This window comes from Pelosinus propionicus DSM 13327 (assembly GCF_900114615.1).
Lineage (GTDB): Bacteria > Bacillota > Negativicutes > DSM-13327 > DSM-13327 > Pelosinus > Pelosinus propionicus.
Window position 1 is genome coordinate 16,731 of sequence record NZ_FOTS01000051.1, and the last position, 20,870, is coordinate 37,600.

Annotated in this window: 18 protein-coding genes; 15 read left to right on the plus strand and 3 right to left on the minus strand. The window is 38.7% G+C overall.

Annotated features, from left to right (window positions below; genetic code table 11):
- Nucleotides 1–74: 74 nt before the first annotated feature.
- The 7 genes from spoIIE (at nt 75) to BMZ99_RS20770 (ending at nt 9,133) form a co-directional block, all read left to right on the plus strand.
- Nucleotides 75–2,525, plus strand: coding sequence for a stage II sporulation protein E (spoIIE, locus tag BMZ99_RS20740; protein ID WP_090942273.1), 2,451 nt, complete (start codon nt 75–77; stop codon nt 2,523–2,525).
- A gap of 162 nt (nt 2,526–2,687) precedes the next feature.
- On the plus strand, nt 2,688–3,446 hold the full coding sequence (locus tag BMZ99_RS20745; RefSeq protein ID WP_090942276.1) for a threonine/serine exporter family protein: 759 nt from the start codon (nt 2,688–2,690) through the stop codon (nt 3,444–3,446).
- A 12-nt stretch (nt 3,447–3,458) separates the two neighbouring features.
- Nucleotides 3,459–3,917: a threonine/serine exporter family protein gene (locus BMZ99_RS20750; RefSeq protein WP_090942279.1), complete on the plus strand. Its 459-nt coding sequence runs from the start codon at nt 3,459–3,461 to the stop codon at nt 3,915–3,917.
- Nucleotides 3,901–5,295 carry a tRNA lysidine(34) synthetase TilS gene (gene tilS / locus BMZ99_RS20755; RefSeq protein WP_090942282.1) on the plus strand — a complete coding sequence of 465 codons (1,395 nt, stop codon included), beginning with the start codon at nt 3,901–3,903 and terminating at the stop codon, nt 5,293–5,295. Before BMZ99_RS20750 ends, tilS begins: the two co-directional genes overlap by 17 nt.
- 62 nt (nt 5,296–5,357) lie before the next feature.
- Nucleotides 5,358–5,897 carry a hypoxanthine phosphoribosyltransferase gene (gene hpt / locus BMZ99_RS20760; protein WP_090942285.1) on the plus strand — a complete coding sequence of 180 codons (540 nt, stop codon included), beginning with the start codon at nt 5,358–5,360 and terminating at the stop codon, nt 5,895–5,897.
- A 115-nt stretch (nt 5,898–6,012) separates the two neighbouring features.
- Nucleotides 6,013–7,911 carry an ATP-dependent zinc metalloprotease FtsH gene (ftsH, locus tag BMZ99_RS20765; RefSeq protein ID WP_090942288.1) on the plus strand — a complete coding sequence of 633 codons (1,899 nt, stop codon included), beginning with the start codon at nt 6,013–6,015 and terminating at the stop codon, nt 7,909–7,911.
- A gap of 226 nt (nt 7,912–8,137) precedes the next feature.
- On the plus strand, nt 8,138–9,133 hold the full coding sequence (locus tag BMZ99_RS20770) for an asparaginase (protein ID WP_090942291.1): 996 nt from the start codon (nt 8,138–8,140) through the stop codon (nt 9,131–9,133).
- 50 nt (nt 9,134–9,183) lie between these two features.
- Here the strand turns inward: BMZ99_RS20770 and BMZ99_RS20775 are convergent, their stop codons facing one another.
- The 3 genes from BMZ99_RS20775 to BMZ99_RS20785 all read right to left on the minus strand — a co-directional run bounded on the left by BMZ99_RS20775 (nt 9,184) and on the right by BMZ99_RS20785 (nt 12,019).
- Nucleotides 9,184–9,861 (minus strand): hypothetical protein, encoded by a 678-nt coding sequence (locus BMZ99_RS20775; RefSeq protein ID WP_090942294.1) that lies wholly within the window; start codon nt 9,859–9,861, stop codon nt 9,184–9,186.
- A gap of 86 nt (nt 9,862–9,947) precedes the next feature.
- A complete protein-coding gene (locus BMZ99_RS20780; protein ID WP_090942299.1) occupies nt 9,948–11,345 on the minus strand; it encodes a sensor histidine kinase in 1,398 nt (465 codons plus the stop codon).
- A complete protein-coding gene (locus tag BMZ99_RS20785; RefSeq protein WP_090942302.1) occupies nt 11,342–12,019 on the minus strand; it encodes a response regulator in 678 nt (225 codons plus the stop codon). The genes BMZ99_RS20780 and BMZ99_RS20785 overlap by 4 nt, the downstream gene beginning before the upstream one ends.
- A gap of 343 nt (nt 12,020–12,362) precedes the next feature.
- Here BMZ99_RS20785 and BMZ99_RS20790 point away from each other — a divergent pair, with 343 nt between their 5' ends.
- The 8 genes from BMZ99_RS20790 to lysS all read left to right on the plus strand — a co-directional run bounded on the left by BMZ99_RS20790 (nt 12,363) and on the right by lysS (nt 20,520).
- The gene (locus BMZ99_RS20790; protein ID WP_090942305.1) at nt 12,363–13,355 is read left to right on the plus strand and encodes a biotin--[acetyl-CoA-carboxylase] ligase; all 993 of its coding nucleotides are present in this window, start codon (nt 12,363–12,365) and stop codon (nt 13,353–13,355) included.
- Nucleotides 13,356–13,555: 200 nt separating this feature from the next.
- The gene (locus tag BMZ99_RS20795) at nt 13,556–14,320 is read left to right on the plus strand and encodes a type III pantothenate kinase (RefSeq protein WP_090942308.1); all 765 of its coding nucleotides are present in this window, start codon (nt 13,556–13,558) and stop codon (nt 14,318–14,320) included.
- Between the two features lie 268 nt (nt 14,321–14,588).
- On the plus strand, nt 14,589–15,542 hold the full coding sequence (gene dusB, locus BMZ99_RS20800; RefSeq protein WP_090942311.1) for a tRNA dihydrouridine synthase DusB: 954 nt from the start codon (nt 14,589–14,591) through the stop codon (nt 15,540–15,542).
- Nucleotides 15,543–15,712: 170 nt separating this feature from the next.
- On the plus strand, nt 15,713–16,237 hold the full coding sequence (locus tag BMZ99_RS20805) for a transcriptional regulator (protein ID WP_090942314.1): 525 nt from the start codon (nt 15,713–15,715) through the stop codon (nt 16,235–16,237).
- Between the two features lie 16 nt (nt 16,238–16,253).
- Complete coding sequence (locus tag BMZ99_RS20810) at nt 16,254–17,159, plus strand: quinate 5-dehydrogenase (RefSeq protein ID WP_090942317.1); 906 nt, start codon at nt 16,254–16,256, stop codon at nt 17,157–17,159.
- A 14-nt stretch (nt 17,160–17,173) separates the two neighbouring features.
- Entirely contained in the window at nt 17,174–18,268 is a 1,095-nt protein-coding gene (locus tag BMZ99_RS20815) for a saccharopine dehydrogenase NADP-binding domain-containing protein (RefSeq protein WP_090942320.1), read from the plus strand.
- 224 nt (nt 18,269–18,492) lie between these two features.
- On the plus strand, nt 18,493–18,975 hold the full coding sequence (greA, locus tag BMZ99_RS20820; protein ID WP_090942341.1) for a transcription elongation factor GreA: 483 nt from the start codon (nt 18,493–18,495) through the stop codon (nt 18,973–18,975).
- Between the two features lie 51 nt (nt 18,976–19,026).
- Entirely contained in the window at nt 19,027–20,520 is a 1,494-nt protein-coding gene (gene lysS / locus BMZ99_RS20825) for a lysine--tRNA ligase (RefSeq protein WP_090942344.1), read from the plus strand.
- Nucleotides 20,521–20,870: the final 350 nt, after the last annotated feature.

The window sequence follows — 20,870 nt, forward strand, 5'->3', positions numbered from 1 at the left end:
TGCTGATGAGATACTAGTATATTTGATAAGGGGTAACTCTCCTGTTGGTATTATATGAATAGAGGTGAATCATTATGCCAAAAGTAACTGTTATTACTTTGCCGAATGAGATGCTAGATGTACCACAACCAAAAACTGAGAAGAAACAAGCACCTCGACACTTGTCTTTTAAGACGATTTTATACAAGGGATATTGTATGTTTCTGCCGATCATGCAGACGCAAAATTGGTTTATCAATATGTTATCCTTTTTATTGGCACGAGTTACGATTATGGGAGACATTGCACCAATTGGATTGGCCTTTTTTGCTGCGGTAGCGCAACTGCAAAAAAAACGAGCTTTTACGGTAGGATTATGGTGCATTGCAGGAGTATTATCAGCGGGATATTATGTAGAAGTTGGCACCTATGTCGCAACAATGCTCTTATATTATTTGTGGTCAGATAAAATTACACGGTTGCACAAGAAAATAATGGCCGTGCCTCTATTGGCATTTTGCGTGATCCTATGTTATGGATTCGTAATCAGCTTATTTTCACAAGCAACTTTGTACAATTTCTTATTACAAATATTTGATGCGAGTACTTGTTTGGTGTTGTCTTATATTTTTATGTATGGGGTGCCGATGTTACTAGAGAAACAATCAATTTATTCTCAACAATATATGACCAGTGAACGCGTCAGTTGCATGATCCTACTTCTAGCCATTGCTGTCGCTGGATTGGGGAATATCATTGTCTTTGACTATAATATTCGTAATATGGCGGGATGTCTTTTAATCATGGCGATGTCGCTTGCTGGCGGCCCAGGACTTGGTGCTTGTGTGGGTGTAGTGATTGGACTGGTTATTGGATTAAGTGATGGAAATGCAACGCTGACTGTATCTTTATATGCGGTGGCAGGTGTTTTAGCAGGAGCTTTTCGCGGATTGGGAAAATTTGCAGTCATATTGGGATTCATATTAGGAAGTGTGATTACTATATTATATTTTGGACAAGATCAGCAATTATTGCGAGCACTAAGTGAATGTGCAATCGCAGGAGGAATGTTCTTCTTGGTACCCAGCAAGGGGGTAGCCAATTGGTGTAATCTTGCTTTTTCCTCTCCAACGTCTGTATCTGCAGCCGATAATTCCCTGCATGTGCAAGAAACGGTATCTAAAATTAAAAATATTGCAGAGGTATTTCATGAGTTAGCTGGAACATTTGGCAGTATTGTTGAAGATACAAAAGGGAAGATTCGGGATGATCAATTAGCCAAAACACTTTCTACTGTAGGGGAGCAGTTATGTGTAAATTGCGGTAAAAGACCTCAGTGCTGGGAGGCAGATTTTTATCGCACCTACCATGGGATCTTAGAACTGCTTGAGCAGACCGACATCAAATCTATGCCTATAAGCAATTTGCCGAAAGTATTTCAAGACAATTGTATTCGAAAGAAAGAACTAATAGAGACGATCGGATTGGTAACTGAACGGAATATTACTGCATCCTTTTGGCAAAAGAGAATCATTGAGCAGCGCCAAATTGTTACTGAACAAATGGAAGCTACTAGTGTGATTATTAGTAACTTAGCTTATGAAATCGGTAAAGTTGAGCATTCAAATAAAGCTTTATCTTTGGTATTGCAAGAAAAGGCAGCGATGTTGGAATGTTCTCTTACCGGAGTAAGGGTGACAGGAAAACAAGGAGGAGCTGTGATTGAGGCCAGTAAATCTCCCTGTAATAATAAGAAAGAGTGTATCAATACTATTTTGCCTTTAGCATCAAGTATCATGAAAGAAAAATTAATGTTAAAAGCGGAATGTGGCGATACCATTAAGAAAAAAAGATGTACCTTAGCCATGAAAGTAGCAACGCGGTTTCAAATAGAAACTGGTATTGCTAGCTTTGCAAAAGAGGGGCAAGGAATATGTGGTGATACTTGCACAGTAATTCCTTTGTATAAAGGAAAGATAGCATTGATACTAAGTGATGGTATGGGAAGCGGTAAAAAGGCAGCTCTTGAGAGTAATATGGCCATAAAATTTTTGCAAAGGCTATTATCAGTTGGGTTTGATACTACAATAGCAGTAAAGACAGTGAATTCAATGCTGCTATTGCGCACTCCTGATGAGTCTTTCGTGACTCTTGATATGGCAGTGATTGATACGTATTCAGGAGAGACTGAATTCTTGAAGATTGGAGCGGCGCCGAGTTTTATTAAGAGGGTTAGAGAGGTTATGACTATCAAATCATCGTCGCTGCCAATTGGTATTTTACAGCAGATTGAAATTAAGCCGCTAAAAGAAATAGTAGTTGAGGGCGACTTTATCATCATGGTTAGTGATGGAATTGTGGATGTTCCCCAAAGCAGCTTAGATAAGGAAAATTGGTTAGCTAATTTTTTACGAAGAGGAGTCAATACCAAACCTCAGGCATTGGCAGAGCAGATTCTCGCTCAAGCATTACTAATGTCTGGCAATCGAGTACATGATGATATGACAGTTATGGTTGCAAAAGTGGCTCAAAATACAGACGTATAATGACAAGTATATAAATCTTCAAAGAGAATTACTCATGATAAAAATAACCCAGGATAGAATATCCTGGGTTATTTTTATTGCAATTGCAGGAAAATATAATAAAGCGCGAGAATAAGATAACACTGATTTAGATGTTGAAAATAGTATGGGCGGTGTACATACGTGACAATCTCATTGGAGCAAATGGTTTCATTAGCAGCACTGGCAGGTGAGGTCATGTTAAAGAATGGAGCAGAAACCTATCGTATAGAAGAAACTATGGATCATATGGCCGAAGCTTGCGGTGCCAGCACGGTGGAGAGTTTTGTCATTCCGACAGGAGTCTTTTTAACAGTAACCGATGAATTGGGACACACCTTAACTGTTATGCGGCGAGTACGAGAGCGTACCATTAATCTGGATCGGATTTCAAAGGTAAATGAGTTATCACGAAGCTTAGTAGCTCAGCGTATGGGATATGAGGATGCGAAAGGAATTTTAACCAGTATTAGCAAAGAACGAACCGGATTTTCATTATTGCCGTCTATGGTAGCGTCGGGAGTTATTGGAGGTGGCACTGCAGTCTTACAAAATGCACTTTTTTTTGAGATAGTAGCTGCCTTTGCAGCGGCCATGGTCGTACGTTACATTGCTCATATCGTCTCAAAATTACATGGTATACAATTTTCTTTTGAGTTTCTTGGTGGTATGGCTGTTGCTTTGTGTGGTGTACTCCTACATTCAATTTGGCCTCATTTGCGACCTGATGCTGTCATTATTGGTGGCATCATGCCTTTAGTTCCTGGGGTAGCCATTACCAATGCCATTCGGGATGTGATTGCAGGTGATTTGCTAAGTGGTCTGTCTCGAGGGTTAGAAGCTGCATTAACAGCGGCAGCCGTTGCTATGGGTGTGGTAATTATATTGGCTTTTAAGGTATAATGAGGTGAGGCTTTGTTAATCGTAAAAATAATAGCAGTGCTATTAATTTCTGCATCGGTGGGTATATTATATCGCATTCCTCGCAAATTATTATTATACGTTAGTTTTGTAGGCATGATGGCCTGGCTGATCATGTACACTACGATGATATTTGGGGCAAATGGAATATTAGCTGATTTCTTAGCGAGTGTAGCTGTTGGGGTAATAGCTGAAATTTTGGCACGTATTCTTCGAAAGCCAGCGACTATTTTTATTATTCCGGGATTTATTCCTTTGGTTCCGGGAGGTGATGCCTATATGACGATGCTTTACATGGTGGAAGGAAATTATGTGTATGGGGTAGCAAAAGGGATGCAGACGATACTAACGGCAGGAGCCATTGCATTTGGCATCTTTGTCAGCTCTACTCTTTTTCGCTTAATTAAAAACTATAATTTGGAGAGTTGCAGTACTGATGTTAGAAAAAGTTAAAGCATGGATAGATCGGCATGGATTATTAGCACAAAGAGATACGATTGTAGTGGCTTGCTCAGGCGGACCAGATTCATTAGCATTGCTACATATCCTTGCTGAATTTCGCTCAGAATATAGTATAAGCATAGTTGTTGCTCATGTTGATCATATGTTACGTGGTGAAGAATCTGCTATGGAAGCAGCTTTTGTAGTGGATTTTTGTGCCAAACGCAGTTTAATATGTTATCATAAAGCGATTGATGTCCCTGCTTTTATGAAAGAGACGGGTAAGTCAGGAGAGGAAGCTGCTCGAATTGTACGTTATCAGTATTTACGGCAGGTCGCGAAAACGGTGGGTGGTGCTAAGATTGCTACAGGACATCATCGGGACGACCAGGCAGAAACTGTATTAATGAATATCCTGCGAGGATCAGGCAGCGCTGGAATACGAGGGATACAACCAATGAATGGCGATATTATCAGACCGCTGCTTTCGGTTAGCAGGGCTGATATTATAGCGTATTGCAAAACGAATCAGCTTGAACCTAAATTTGATAGTTCAAACTTTGAAACCAATTATTTGCGCAATCGTATTCGCATTCATCTTTTGCCTGAGTTAGAAAAACAGTATAATGTTGCTGTTAAAGATTCATTGTGCAGAACTGCAACTATTGTTGGCGATGAGCATGATTTTATTCACCATACAGCTAAGAGTATATGGCAAGAAGCCGTGAAAGACGAAGATCACTGCTTATTGCTTATTGCTGAAAAGATGAAATTGGTACATATTGCTGTTACGCGTGAAATAATTCGATTAGCAATTGAAAAAAAACAAGGTTCTTTAACAGGAATAAGCTTTTATCATGTGGAAAGTTTGATAGAAATGCTTTTTCATGGGCGGGTGGGAAGCATTTTACAGTTACCTGGTGGGTTGACAACCTACAAAACTTATGATGGACTATACGTAGGAGAAAAGCCATCTGCTGTGACGAATCAGGCAGCCTATTCTGGACAAGAATTAACAATTCCCGGTATTACCGAAATTCAGCAATTGGGTATACATATCAGCGTAGAGCTGACTGCGATACGGATAAAAAGTCAGATGAATATGGCTGTTTTTGATGCAGATGAGCTATTATTGCCTTTATTTGTTCGTACTCGTCGTGTAGGTGATCGCTTTATCCCTCTTGGGTTTGATGGAAATAAAAAAGTGAAGGATTATTTTATTGATGAAAAAATTTCTCAAGAAGTGAGAGATTCGATACCCATTATTTGCGATGAAGGCGGTATCCTTTGGATTGGAGGTTATCGTCAAAGCCGACGTGGCGAAGTCACCGATAAAACAAAACAGTTTTTGCGAATAAGCATTTTAGAAAATGCAATAAAAAATAATTAAAATTTTAATCAGTTTACATTTTTTTATTGTGTAATATATATAATAAAACAGGAGGAACAATAGTGATTAATGATGTGGAAAGAGTCCTGCTCAGTGAGGAGCAATTAGCGGCACGTATAGCAGAAATAGGGGCAGAAATAACTGCTGATTATGCTGGCAAAGAAATCTTAATGATTGGGGTATTACGAGGAGCAGTACTTTTTATGGCGGATTTGGCCAGAGCAATTAAAGTGCCGGTAGCAATTGATTTTATGGCTGTGTCCAGTTATGGTGCAGGGACCAGCTCTAGCGGCGTGGTAAGGATTCTTAAAGACCTTGACGAAAATGTAGAAGGTAAGCATGTTCTAGTGGTAGAAGACATTATTGATTCAGGCTTAACTTTGAATTATTTAGTCGATAATCTCAAATCGCGCCAGCCAGCCAGCATTAAAATATGTACTCTTCTAAATAAACCAGAACGACGTAAGGTAGATGTGGATATTGCATATAATGGTTTTACGATACCGGATCATTTTGTAATCGGATATGGACTGGATTATGCTGAAAAATATAGGAATTTACCTTTCATTGGAATCTTAAAACCTGAAATATATCAAGACTAAGTTTATTGTTAATTATTAGATTTGATGGTATAATATTTCACTATGGAGGCCAAAGGACATGACAATGCCCATGGCAGGAAAATAACGTTGGTGCTTCAGTGAGAGGAGGGCTACTTTGAATAAATTTTTTCGAAATGTAAGTTTTTATTTGTTGATTATTATCATTGCTATTTCAATAATTGACTACTATTCCTCACGTACAACGAATAAACAGGAAATTAGCTATACTCAATTTTTACATCAAATTGAGGAACAGAAGGTTCAGAGTGTCACGGTTGTCGATAAAGATATTCGAGGCAAACTGACAGATGGTACTGAATTTACCACAATTACACCGAATGATCCTACACTTATTAATACGTTGCGAGAAAAAAATGTTGATATTAAGGCTGAACAGCCGCCTCAACCACCATGGTGGACTACAATTTTTTCTTCAATCTTGCCGATGCTGCTGTTAATTGGGGTATGGTTCTTTATTATGCAGCAGACACAAGGCGGCGGAAATCGAGTAATGTCTTTTGGCAAAAGCCGGGCAAAGCTTCATGGTGAAGATAAAATTAAGGTGACCTTTGGCGATATGGCTGGTGCTGAAGAAGCGAAGCAGGAATTAGAAGAAGTCGTTGAGTTTTTAAAACATCCTAAGAAATTCAATGATTTGGGAGCTCGGATACCCAAAGGCGTATTGCTATTTGGACCTCCGGGTACTGGTAAAACTCTACTAGCCCGCGCAGTAGCTGGAGAAGCAGGAGTACCGTTCTTTAGCATCAGTGGTTCTGACTTTGTGGAAATGTTTGTTGGTGTCGGTGCTTCCAGAGTTAGGGACTTGTTCGAACAAGCTAAAAAGAGTGCACCTTGTATTGTGTTTATTGATGAAATTGATGCCGTAGGACGTCAGCGTGGAGCAGGTCTCGGTGGCGGACATGATGAGCGGGAACAGACATTAAACCAGTTGCTAGTTGAGATGGATGGATTTGGCGTTAATGAGGGAATTATTATCATTGCAGCGACCAATCGTCCAGATATTCTTGATCCAGCCTTGTTGCGTCCAGGACGCTTTGATAGGCAGATTGTTGTTGATAAGCCTGACGTTAAGGGACGTTTAGAGATATTGAAAGTTCACACCAAAGGTAAACCAGTAGCGAAAGAAGTGAGTCTTGATGTACTCGCGCGTCGGACACCTGGTTTTACGGGTGCGGATTTAAGTAACTTAGTAAATGAAGCAGCTCTTTTGGCGGCACGGCGTAATAAAAAACGAATTGATATGCCTGAGATGGAAGAATCTGTTGAACGTGTTGTTGCAGGACCAGAACGTAAAAGTAAGGTGATTAGTGAGCGCGAGAAAAAACTTACTGCGTATCATGAAGCAGGTCATGCTTTAATTGGAATGCTGCTGGATAATACGGATCCAGTGCATAAGGTGTCGATCATCCCTCGCGGACGAGCTGGTGGCTATACACTAATGCTGCCGACAGAGGACCGCTATTATGCTACACGTACTGAATTGCTGGAACAACTCAGTGTTTTATTAGGTGGGCGTGTAGCGGAAGCTGTTGTACTTAAAGAAATTAGTACAGGTGCACAGAATGATTTAGAACGTGCTACTGACTTGTCACGCAAAATGATTACTGAATATGGCATGAGTGAAAATTTAGGACCAATTACATTTGGTAACAGACAGCAGCAACAGGTATTCTTAGGACGGGATATTTCTCGTGATCGGAACTATGGTGAAGAAGTAGCTTCTTCTATTGACAAAGAAGTACGTAGGCTGATTGAAGGTGCTTACAATAAAACAGAAGCAATGCTGCAAGAAAATATCGATAAGCTTCATTTAATTGCTACTGCTCTTATTGAAAAAGAAACATTGGAAGCCAGTGATTTGGAAGAACTGTTAGCAAGTGGTCAGATTTCTGAGAAATCTGAAGGAGAGAAAATAGTCCTTTCAAAGAATGAAGATGTTGAGGATACGAATAGCCAAGCAGGACCGAAAATTGTATATATTTCTCGTTCCTAGTTTTAAAGAGCAGGTGTACACCTGCTCTTTCTTTGTAAAAAAAATGTATAATAGTTTTTAAAAAAGTAATCAACCACGAAGGAAGATTATAAATATTTTAATCTTTATAATCTTCGCGATTCAAAAAGTTTCATTTTTTTGGACGTCTAGTGTTTTTCTTGTAATAAGTATTGGTATAAGAGAGAGTGTCCGTTATAATAGAACTATCAATTGGAGGTGTTTGGGTATGAGTGAGGTATTATTGCATTATACGCGGGAAGGCAAGGTAGAAAGCAGACACCATGCTGACATTGCTGTCGTAGATAGTACAGGGAAGATGATTTGGGAGCTTGGGGATGGTAAAAGGCCGATGTTCTGGCGATCGGCTGCAAAACCTTTTCAAGTATTACCTCTCATTGAACAAGGTGGCATAGAACGATTTCATTTAACAAGTGAAGAAGTTGCTTTCATGGTATCATCTCATAGTGGTGAGTCTGAGCATGTAAAGCTTGCTTACAGTTTATTAGAAAAAATCGGATTAACAGTTGATTCTTTGGCGTGCGGGGCAGCTAAACCTATGAGCAGCAAAATGGTCAAGGAACTAATGCTGCAGAATTTGCCCTATCAGGCGGTACATAATGCATGTTCAGGTAAACATAGTGGCATGCTGGCTTTAGCTCAAATGCTTAAAATTGAACCTACAGGATATACAGAGCTTTCTCATCCTGTTCAACAAATTATGTATAAAGCGGTTGCTGATAGTGCAAATATGCAAAAAGATGAAGTAGAAACAGGGATTGATGGCTGTGGTGTTCCTGTATTTTATTTGCCGTTATATAATATGGCCTGGGCCTATGCTCGTTTGGCTAAACCGGAAGAAGGGCAATGGGGAGAGCGTGAGATGTCGGTACGCCTGATTCGTGATGTCATGCTGGCGCATCCTCAAGTGGTGGCAGGTAGTAAACGATTTGATACTGTACTTATGAATATTACGAAGGGACGTATCTTAGCTAAGATTGGAGCAGAAGCTGTATATTGCCTTGCATCGGTACCGGATGGATTGGGAGTAAGTTTTAAAATTGATGATGGTGGTTTTAGAGCTATTACCCCTGCAGGGATAGCAATATTGAAAAAATTAGATTTACTATCTGCTGATGAATATCAAAAACTGATAGAGTATTTTCCACCTGTTTTGAAAAATCATAGGGGAGATGTCATTGGTACTGTAGAAGCAGTAATTTAAATAAAAAGCAACAACCATTGGTTGTTGCTTTTTATTTAATATGCTAGCTGTTAAAAACGGCGTTCGTCATCATCTTGCTGAGGTCCTTTATGATGTCGGCCAGGTTCTGCATTCTTGAAGTCCTTTTTGAATGTTTCAGCATCTATTCCTAATTGAGCTGCGACATCTGACCAAGTATTATTGATCTTCTTTAATGCGAGTACATTTTTAATTGGTTTTTTACTAGCTGTAGCTAGTTGGCTTGCCATTCCAATATCATGTGGATGGTAGCCGTCTTGAAGCAGGCTTAGAGCAGCTTTTTTATCAATACCGGTTCTTTTATTAAGCTGGTCAGCAGCTAAATCTTGATGTGCAGCTTTAATTTGTTCTTTTGTAATCCCTAAAGAATCAGCAACTTCTTTCCAGTTATTATCAGCTGTTTTCTTGCTTATGACACTGTCAATCGATTTGTTGCCTGCCTTGGCTAAAAATGCTGCCTTGCCAATATCTTTAAAGCTCATGCCATTATTGTTATATTTTAGAACAACAGATTGTTCAATACCGAATGTCTCAGAAATTCTTTTGGATGCGATTTGCGGATCCAGTTGTTTTTTTGTTTCTTTTTGGTGATATGCTGAAGGTGTCTCTTGTTCTTCTGCCGCTTGGACAATAAAAGGACTAGCAGCACCTGCTATAATAAATGTACCAGCGACCATGGCGGCAATGGTCTTTTTATTTACTATTTTCATGTCACATTCCCCCTGTATAATTGTCAGCCGTATTGGCTGTTGAGATCAGTATACAAAGAAGATATGACAAAGATATGACAGTTTTTTTATTTTATAACAGGAAGTGTAAAAGTAAATGTAGACCCTTTACCGACTTGGCTATCTACGCTGATTTCACCTTGCATGGCATGCACTAGTTTTTTAGTAATGGCAAGTCCAAGACCTGTTCCACCATAGGTACGTGCTCGTGATTTATCAGCACGATAAAAGCGATCCCATATATATGGTACATCGTCTGGAGATATGCCTGGTCCTTGGTCAATAACGGAAATCGCTACTTGGTGTTTTGTTGCAGATAAATGAATGGTAATAGTAGATTCTTCTGGGGAATAGCGAATCGCATTTGTCAGAAGATTGGTAAGAACTTGTCCAAGACGAATAGGATCGCTCCATACAGGAGGCAATTGTTCTGGTATAACGGTTTGTAAAGTGAGATGTTTGGGATTGAGTAAGGTTTCCATTTTAGTTGCTTCTGTTGCTAACCAAACTTGTAAATCTAATTCTTCACAAAGGATAGATAATTCGTCTGCTTCTAGTTGCGATAAGTCAAGTAAATCACTAATTAAGCGATCAAGACGCTGGCTTTCTTGTAAAATTGTAGCAATATATCGCTGTTGTTGCTCTGGTTTAGGAGCTAAACCGTCTAAGATGGTTTCAGATAAGGCTTGGATAGAGGTTACGGGAGTTTTTAACTCATGAGAAACATTCGCCAAGAAGTTTCGGCGGTTTTGTTCAATTTCTGCTAAGGAGTCTGCCATGGTATTAAAGGTTTGCCCTAAACTTCCAATTTCATTATTGCCGGTTGCTGTGGTGCGGCTGTTATAATCTCCGTCCGCAAAATTTTTCGCAGCTTGGCTGATGTTTGCAATTGGTTTAGTCAAACTGCGTGCAATGAGAAATCCAGCAAGGATTGCGGTTACAACACTGGCAAACAATGAGTAAAGCAAGGTCCTTTCTAAAGAAGAGACGGTTTTGTTTACACCAACAATAGGAGCATCTAAGAAGATTACAATGGGAGTAGGAGCTTCCGGTATGGCAAATGTAACAACAATAGAAGGATCTCTTCGATAGGTAGGACGTATCCACGAATGAGGGCTGTCAGTAAACAAGTCAATGTATTCCTGTCGATCCTCTTGAAAGCGTCTCGACCAATTATTAGGTGGCTGACCGGCAAGAACAGTACCTTTTTCATTAATGAGCCAAATTCTTCCACCGGCAAGTTCGCTAATTCTATCAAGAGATTCATTCGTGGGAATATTGCCAGCTAAGAGATTAGGCGTTAATAATTCTACCACTGCCCGACCTTTAAATAATAAGTCTTGACGCTTAGTGTCGACCGCGTTGGATCGAACTAGATAAGACATAAACAGTGTTAAGGTGATTGTACTTAACAAGATAATTCCAATATGAGAAAGAAGTATTTTGCTGAATATAGAACGGATCATTTACTTAGTACCTCAAACTTATAACCGATTCCCCATACTGTATGAATATAGCTATAATTTGAATTATGTAATTTTTGACGTAACCGCTTAATCGTTGCGTCTACTGTGCGGTCATCTCCGTCAAAGTCATAGCCCCAGACATTTGTAAGGAGCTGTTCTCGAGAAAATGCTATTTGGGGGTGACGAGCGAGAAAAAATAATAATTCAAATTCTTTAGGTGATAGGGAAGCTGACTGTCCATTACATTCGACTCCTTGGGATGAAGGATTGATAGAAAGCTCGGAAAAGTCTAAGGTAACACCATTTTGCTGCAATAAACCGCTGCGGCGCAGTACTGCTTTAATTCTTGCTACTAATTCTTTAGGACTGAAAGGTTTTGTAATGTAGTCATCTGCTCCCAAAGAGAAGCCAGTGATTTTATCGGATTCGGCACTTTTTGCCGTCAAGAAGATGACTGGTACCGTACGTTGGATGGTTTGGCAAATATCCCAGCCAGAAAGTTTTGGCAACATCACATCTAGAATTAATAAGTCAGGCTGTTCTTTGGTTTCAATGGCAATGGCAATATCGCCATCTTCAGCGGTATAAACAATGAAACCTTCCTTCTCCAAATATAATTTTACCACTTCGCAAATAGCAGGTTCATCATCAGCTACTAAAATTTTGATTGGCATATGCTCACCTCTATCGTATTAATATTTAAAAGCAGTATTTTAAAATCATCAGCTAATATTCTAATAGTATATATCATAAGGAGTATAAGTCAATCATGGAGAAGGTAATAGCAAAAGTCAATATGTAATATTAGGAATAATTGTTATCTACCAGGTATAATTCTTTTAATGCTTTTTGGCATGCTGTTATTTAAAAGATATGATATAGTTTATGAGCATAGTTATGCACTAACTTTTGATGTATACAACTTGGCAAATGATAGTAGTATACTAGATTGACAAGAGGTTAACGGGAAGACTATTATGGAATTAATAATATATGAAATGACGAGGAGAGTGCACAATGCGTACAAGCATTTTAAATATGTTGCGTAACTATCCAAATGAATATTTATCGGGTGAAGAGATTAGCAGGCAGCTAGCGGTATCTAGAACGGCAATTTGGAAGCATATCCAAACTCTTAAACAAGGCGGATATGAAATTGAAGCACATCCTCGCCGAGGCTATCGGCTGAAGAGTGTACCTGATTTTTTATTGCCTGATGAAATTCGTGATCAGTTGCAGACTAAAACCTTAGGACAGCAGGAGATCTTTTACTTTGAAAAGATTGAGTCCACTAATAATGAAGCAAAAAAGCAAGCAAATTTGGGGTGCCATGAAGGAGCTATTGTACTGGCGGAAATGCAAAATGGGGGGCGAGGCAGAATATCTCGCAGTTGGTTTTCTCCTGCAGGTAAAGGTATTTGGTTATCTGTGGTATTAAAGCCGCCTTTTCATCCTTATGATGCACCGAAGTGTACGTTGTTAGCCGCCGTGGCGGTAACGAAAGCGATTCGCAGCATTACGCAAGTGCAGTGTGGTATAAAATGGCCGAATGACATTTTATATGAAGGGAAAAAAATTGTTGGTATTTTAACGGAAATGAATGCTGAAATGGATGCGATTAATCATGTGGTAATTGGTATGGGGATTAATGTAAACATTAGTCAGGAAGAATTTCCATTAGATATTAGGGAAACAGCCACATCTCTTTCTGCAGCAGCTCATAAGCCGATACCCCGATTGCCTTTATTACAGGAAATCCTATCTGCTTTGGAAAAAGAATATCATAAAGTGATTCAGTATGGATTTGTAGAAATGCTGGATGAATGGCGTGAACTATCGGTTACCTTAGGGCAAACTGTAGATATCATTGGGGTAAGTCAGAAGTCTAGCGGTTTGGCCGTTGATATTGACAAAGACGGAGCATTGTTAGTTGAGATAGAAGGAAGGATAGAGAAAATTATTGCTGGTGATGTTTCCATTCGGCCACACCATAAAGAAAACTTGCTTTGAGTAAAGTCATATCCCTATATAAAGGAGTAACTTTTCCTTTATATAAATAAGTTGCAATAATATAGTTATACTAAAAAGAAACTGTTTAAGTTAAAGTCTTCCTTTATAATGTGTTGACAGGATGACGAACTGTTTATATACTGTCATGTGTGGGTTTTATCTTAAGATTTACGTAATTTAACAATGGGAGGCTAGACTCGATGCTATTAGTGTTTGATATAGGAAATACCAATATAGTACTTGGAGCATACGAAGGAGAAGAATTATTACAACATTGGCGGGTATCAACTGATAGGCAAAAAACAGGTGACGAGTATGGAATGTTAATTAATAATCTGTTTGCTTATGGTGGACTTAGTATCAAAGATATTTCTGAGGTTATTATTTCCTCCGTTGTACCACCTCTTGTTGTACCCTTGGTTAAAATGTGCCAGCGGTATTTTAAGGTTGAGCCTCTAGTAGTGGGGGCTGGTATTAGAACTGGTATTTTTATCAAATACGAAAATCCCCGAGAAGTAGGAGCTGACCGTATTGTAAATGCAGTTGCTGCACATCATAAGTATAGTGGTCCTCTTATTATTGTTGATTTTGGTACAGCAACTACCTTCTGTGTCATTGGAGAAAATGGTGATTATCTTGGTGGTGCTATCTCTCCTGGCATTGGTATCTCTACTGAGGCATTATTCCAAAGGGCAGCTAAATTACCCAGGATTGAGCTAGTTAAGCCTAAGAGTGTCATATGTCGTAATACAGTTACAAGCATGCAATCAGGTATTATTTATGGATTTGTTGGACAAGTCGAAGGAATAGTTAAACGAATGAAAGAAGAACTGGGCCAAGATGCTTATGTTATAGCAACCGGTGGTTTAGCCAATCTGATTGCACAAGAAACTTCTGTAATTAATGCTGTAGAGCATTTTTTAACATTAGAAGGTTTACGAATTATTTACGATCTCAATAGGTAGATAAATGGATGATAGGTACTTGGTACTTGGACAGGTGCTTGGTTTTCAGCCAGGCAGCAAGTGCTAAGTGCCATTTTTGAGTGGAACAAGCAACAGTATTTATGAAGCAGGAATAAGTAATCCCAGAGGGCAGAGGACGCTAAGAAGTATCTTGATACCCTCCATTTTTATGTTCTCTGTATAGCCGTGATCACAATAGATGTATAGCATTTTTCTTTTTAAAATGATGAAGTTACTCTCGATATTTTTAGTAAGGAGTCGTTTAAGCATGCAAATTGGTAATATTAAATTAGATAACCCTGTAATTCTAGCCCCGATGGCTGGTGTTACAGATCTGCCTTTTCGGTTGTTGGCAAAAGAAATGGGATGTGGTTTGGTGTATTCCGAAATGGTTAGTGATAAAGGTTTACTATATGAGAATTGCCAGACCTTGCACATGCTTAAAATTGATAAGCGAGAACGCCCAGTTGCTATGCAAATATTTGGCTCTGATCCCGATAGTATGGCGAAAGCTGCGATTCATGTCGAAAAGTCAGGTGCTGATATTATTGATATTAATATGGGCTGTCCAACCCCTAAAATCACAAAAAACGGTAGTGGCTCCGCTTTAATGTGTCAGCCGGATTTGGCATATCAGATTATGATGAGTGTTGTAAAATCTGTACAAGTGCCGGTAACCGTTAAAATTCGTAAGGGTTGGAGTGAAGACTCTGTCAATGCGGTAGAAATTGCAAAGTTGGCTGAGAAGGCAGGAATTTCTGCAATTGCTGTTCACGGCCGTACTAGAGAACAGTTTTATACTGGTCAAGCAGACTGGGATATAATACGTCAAGTTAAAGTCAGTGTAGGGATACCTGTTATTGGTAATGGAGATATTCGCAGTCCTTATGATGGGGAGAAAATGATGGATGAAACGGGCTGTGATGCCATTATGGTAGGGCGGGGCGCACAAGGAAATCCTTGGATATTTCGCCAGATTACTCATTATTTATCTTCTGGAGAGATTTTACCTCCTCCGAGCATAGAGGAGCGTTTTTCACTATTGCTAAGGCATTTAGATATGTTAGTAGAGCATAAAGGAGAATATATTGGAGTTAGAGAAATGCGCTGTCATGGAGCATGGTATACGAAGGGAATGCCACATTCCTCTGAATTACGTCTAAAATTTAACCAAGCAGTGAGCAAAGACGACTTTATTGCCGTATTGAAACAGTTCTCGTAATAGTTAAACAGTGGTGTCTGGCTGATTTATATTTGTAAAATTCGAAAAAAAATGCTAAAATATGTATGTGCACAACCTTGTGCACATATACTATGTTAGACAAAATAATAAAAATTCACCATAAAACCAATTTATGTTGTATTGGGATGTAATGTAGGAGAGGATAGCAGATGTTATTGCGAATTGGTGAAAAGATCATAAATCGCCAAAAAATCAACCAGATCATCGATGAAATGTTCAATTTACGCAGTCAAGGCTTTTCACAGCAAGAAGTCGCTAATCGTGTTGGCATCGACCGAACTGTTATTTCCAAATTAGAAACGCTGGGGGAAGTTCGAAAAGGTGGAAAAGTAGCTTTAGTTGGCTTTCCTATTGAAAATTGCGAAGAACTGCGAATCATGGCTAGACAGGAAGGGATTGATTATTCTTTATTGCTGTCAGAGCAGGAACGTTGGGATTTTGTACAGAAAAAAAGTGGTATTGGTCTTTTTAACACCATTATGGAAATCATCGCTACATTGCGTAACTATGACATTGTAATTATACTAGGGTCAAATGTTAGAATTAAATTAATGGAGACATTATTAGATAAGGAAGTTATTGGAATACAAATTGGTGAATCTCCTATTGCAGAGAATAAATATGTAGATCCAGAAAGTATCAAAAGTATTGTGCAACAGTTGTTTAGATCATAGAGGGAGCAAAGGTATTATGAAACGGGTTGTCAGTATCAGCTTAGGGTCATCAAAGCGTGACCATCAGGCTATAAGCCAATTTGGTGGAGAAATGTTTTCCATTGAGCGAATAGGAACAGATGGAGATAAAAATAAGGCAATACAATTAATCAATGAACTAGATGGTAAAGTAGATGCTTTTGGCATGGGTGGGACAGACTTATACATATATGCTGGAAAGAAAAGATATACTTTTAAAGAGTCGGTCGAAATAGCTGCAGCAGCTAAGCATACTCCTATTGTAGATGGCAGTGGCGTAAAGAATACTCTTGAGCGAAGAGTCGTGCAATATTTAAATGAAAAAGAAGGCATAATCTTTGATGGCAGGCAAGTTCTAGTTGTTTGTGCAGTTGATCGGTTTGGTTTAGCAGAAGAATTAGTAAATGCTAAAGGCAAAGTAGTATTTGGTGACTTATTATTTGGTTTAGGAATTCCTGTTCCAATTCGTAAATTGGGGACTTTAGCAATGTTGGCGCGGGTGATTGCGCCTATTATCACAAAATTACCAATCGAAATATTTTATCCTACAGGTGAAAAGCAAACACAAAATATTCCACGTTTCAGTCAATATTTTGAACAAGCAGAATTTATAGCAGGTGATTTTCATTTTATTCGCAGATACATGCCAGCGAACTTAAAGGGGAAATCTGTCATAACCAATACTGTTACCCAAAAAGATGAAGAGTTGCTTCGTGATCGGGGAGTAAAAACGTTAGTAACAACAACACCGGAAATTGGTGGTCGTTCTTTAGGGACAAATGTATTAGAAGCTATTTTGGTTACTTTACTAGGTAAACGTCCAGAGGAAATTACGGCGATGGACTATGGACGTATTTTGGAGGAGTTAGAGATTATGCCGCGAATTAAGCGGCTTTCTGATTGAAAGGAGAATATTTCATGGAAAAATTTGCTTTTATCGTGCATCCGTTCATTGCGAAAGATGTTAGTCGTAAATTTTCATTTACTAAAAGCTGGCCGGATGGCTTGGTTGAAGGGGTATTAAAATACATTCCTCCCTTTAAAACTTCACATATCACAGGTGTACAGTCAACTCTATCACAAGGTGAGGGCTGGTTTGTTACTTGTCCGTTAACATCGCGGCAAATGGTTGAGATGCCTGAACATTATGTAGTGCAAAAGATTATCAAGGCAGGAAAAGTAGCCGAAAAGCTGGGTGCAAAGATTGTTGGGTTAGGCGCCTTTACTTCTGTGGTGGGAGATGCAGGTATAACGGTTGCAAAGAATCTAAATATAGCTGTTACCACCGGGAATAGTTATACGGTTGCTACTGCTCTTGAAGGTACCAGACAAGCGGCTAAAATTATGGGGATTGATATGGAAAGAGCTAACGTGTTAGTTTTAGGTGCGACTGGGTCTATTGGTGCAGCTTGTGCTCAAATCTTAGCGAGGGAAGTTCGATATCTAACATTAGCTGCACGCAACGAAGAGAAGTTGGAAAAACTTGCTGAGCAAATTTTACGAAAAACAGGTTTAGCTGCAAAAGTAACTGCAAATACTAAATCTGCTTTAAGGTCAGCTGATATTATTATTGCCGTAACAAGTGCAGTAGACACTATCATTGAACCAGAGGATTTAAAATCAGGCGCAATTGTTTGTGATGTAGCCAGACCTCGAAATGTTTCCCGACGTGTAGCTGATATGCGCAATGATATTCTGGTGATAGAGGGGGGCGTAGTTGAAGTCCCTGGTGATGTCAATTTTGGACTCAATATTGGTTTCCCTGAAGGTACGGCATATGCTTGTATAGCTGAAACTATGATTTTATCATTAGAGCAGAGATATGAGAACTTTACATTAGGTCGAGACTTAACAGTAAAGCAGGTAGAAACAATTGAGACTTTAGCTAAAAAGCATGGTTTTAAATTAGCTGGTTTTCGTAGTTTCGAAAAAGCAATTACAGCAGACGAAATTGCAGCGATTAAAGCAAATGTAGCAATTAATAAACAGGAACAGAAGAGAGGAATTGGTTAGAAATCATTGACAAATAGTATGTTTATACCTATAATTAAGTGCATATTAAGTTGGGCTTCTGACCTGCTGCCAAAAGTGTCAAGTTATTCACTTGGCACTATTTATATTGTCTCATAGATCGATATTTAATTATTGTAATTTTTGATGATTTTGTAGTAGCAAAAGGGACTATACCTAGAATAAGATAAATCGTTAAGAATCAAAATAAAAGGAGAGCAGAAAGCATGGCTGAAAAGCAATTTATTCTCACTGCAGAAGGATTAAAGAAGATAGAGCAGAAATTTGAATATCTGAAATCCGTGCGTCGCCGGGAAGTCGCTGAAAGAATTAAACAAGCTATTGAATTTGGTGACATCAGCGAAAATTCCGAATACGAAGATGCCAAAAATGAACAAGCCTTTATTGAAGGCGAAATTATAACATTGGAAAAAATGCTTCGTAATAGTAAGGTCATTGATGAACAAGAAATAAAGACAGATGTAGTATCTATTGGAGTTACAGTTGTTCTAAAGGATCTAGAATATGGTGATGAATTTGAATATACTCTCGTTGGTTCTGCAGAAGCTGATCCTGTTGAGTTTAAGATTTCCAATGAATCACCTGTAGGGCAAGCAATTTTGGGTCAAAAGATAGGTAGTATTGTTGAGGTAAATGTGCCAGCTGGTATTTTAAAATATGAAGTAATTGATATTAAACGCAATTTATAATATTCTTCTTTTGAAATACCAAAATGGACGAGTTAGGGGAGAAATCATAACATGACAGAAGTGCAGAATCATGAGATTGAAAAAAGTGAAGAACTAAATGAACTGATGCGTGTTCGTCGAGAAAAAATGACAGCATTTGAAGCGCAGGGAATTGAACCTTTTGCTCGTAAATATGATGTTACGATCCATGCAAGTGAAGTTCTTGCTAAGTTTGAACAATTAGAAGGTCAATCCGCAAAAATTGCCGGCCGTATTATGGCCGTGCGTGGACACGGTAAAACGAGTTTTGTTCATTTGATGGACATGTCTGGTAAGGTGCAAGCTTATTTTCGCCAAGATGTTGTTGGCGAAGTTGAATATGATAAATTCAAGCTTCTTGATATTGGTGACATAGTAGGGATTGAAGGCGTTATCTTTAAGACACAACGCGGAGAAATTAGCTTAAAAGCAACTAGTTTTGAAATTTTAGCTAAGTCTCTTAGACCGCTGCCTGAAAAATGGCATGGATTAAAAGATGTTGAAACTCGTTATCGCCAGCGTTATCTTGATTTAATTGTGAATCCAGAGGTTAGAAATACATTCGTGACTCGCAGCAAAATAATTAAATCCTTACGGAGCATCTTAGATAAACGTGATTATTTAGAAGTTGAAACTCCAATGATGCATCCTATAGCGGGTGGAGCTGCTGCCCGTCCCTTTGTTACTCATCACAATGCTTTGGATATGGATTTATTCTTACGGATTGCTCCTGAGTTATATTTGAAGCGTCTGATTGTTGGTGGTTTTGAAAGAGTTTATGAAGTTGGACGTGTATTCAGAAATGAAGGTATTTCTGTTAGACACAACCCAGAGTTTACTATCGTAGAACTCTATCAAGCTTACTCTGACTATCAAGATCTAATGAGGTTAACAGAAGATGTTGTATCAGGCATAGCTTTAGAAGTTTTAGGGACTACTCAAATTACCTATCAGGGTCAAGACATTGATCTTGCCCCACCTTGGAATAGGCTGACTATGACTGAGGCGGTTAAGAAATATGCAGATGTTGACTTTGATACTGTTGCCACGCTTGAAGAAGCGAGGGCGATTGCTGATAAATTAGGTGTAAAATATGAAAAGAAAAATGGTATTGGTGGAATACTGAATAATATCTTTGAAGAAAAAGTAGAAGAACATCTAATTCAACCGACCTTTATTATTGGACATCCTACAGAAATTTCTCCTTTGGCTAAGCGTAATAAAGAGAATCCTGAAATTACGGATCGCTTTGAAGTATTTGTTTTTGCACGTGAATTAGCAAATGGATTTTCTGAGTTGAACGATCCTATTGATCAGGAAGGACGCTTTGCTTCGCAAGTGGAACAGCGTGAATCAGGCGATGATGAGGCTCACATGATGGATCATGATTATGTGAATGCTTTAGAATATGGTTTACCACCGACGGGTGGATTAGGTATTGGTATTGATCGTCTAGTTATGCTATTGACCGATAGCCCTTCTATTAGAGATGTATTACTATTTCCTCATATGCGTCATAAAGAGTAATAATAAAGGTGAGCGATCGCTCACCTTTATTATTTTTAATATCAATGTAGATTTTTGGGGTAATCATATTGACATGATTATGTTAATATGATAGAATTATATTCGCACTACAGAAACATGTCAGATGTTGGTAATGTGAAAGAAAAAAAGTATTGACATGTTGAAATATGTGTGATAACATATATAAATGTCGGTGGTCGAAACTATAGTAAGTTTCTTGACTGGCAAATGTGTTCCTTGAAAACTAAACAATGTAAGTAAGGTTAAAATAAGCCAGATGTGCGGTACTCGTTTTGGAGTACAAAACAGTTGGTTCATGCAAATGAACTAACACAAACAATTTGTTTTTT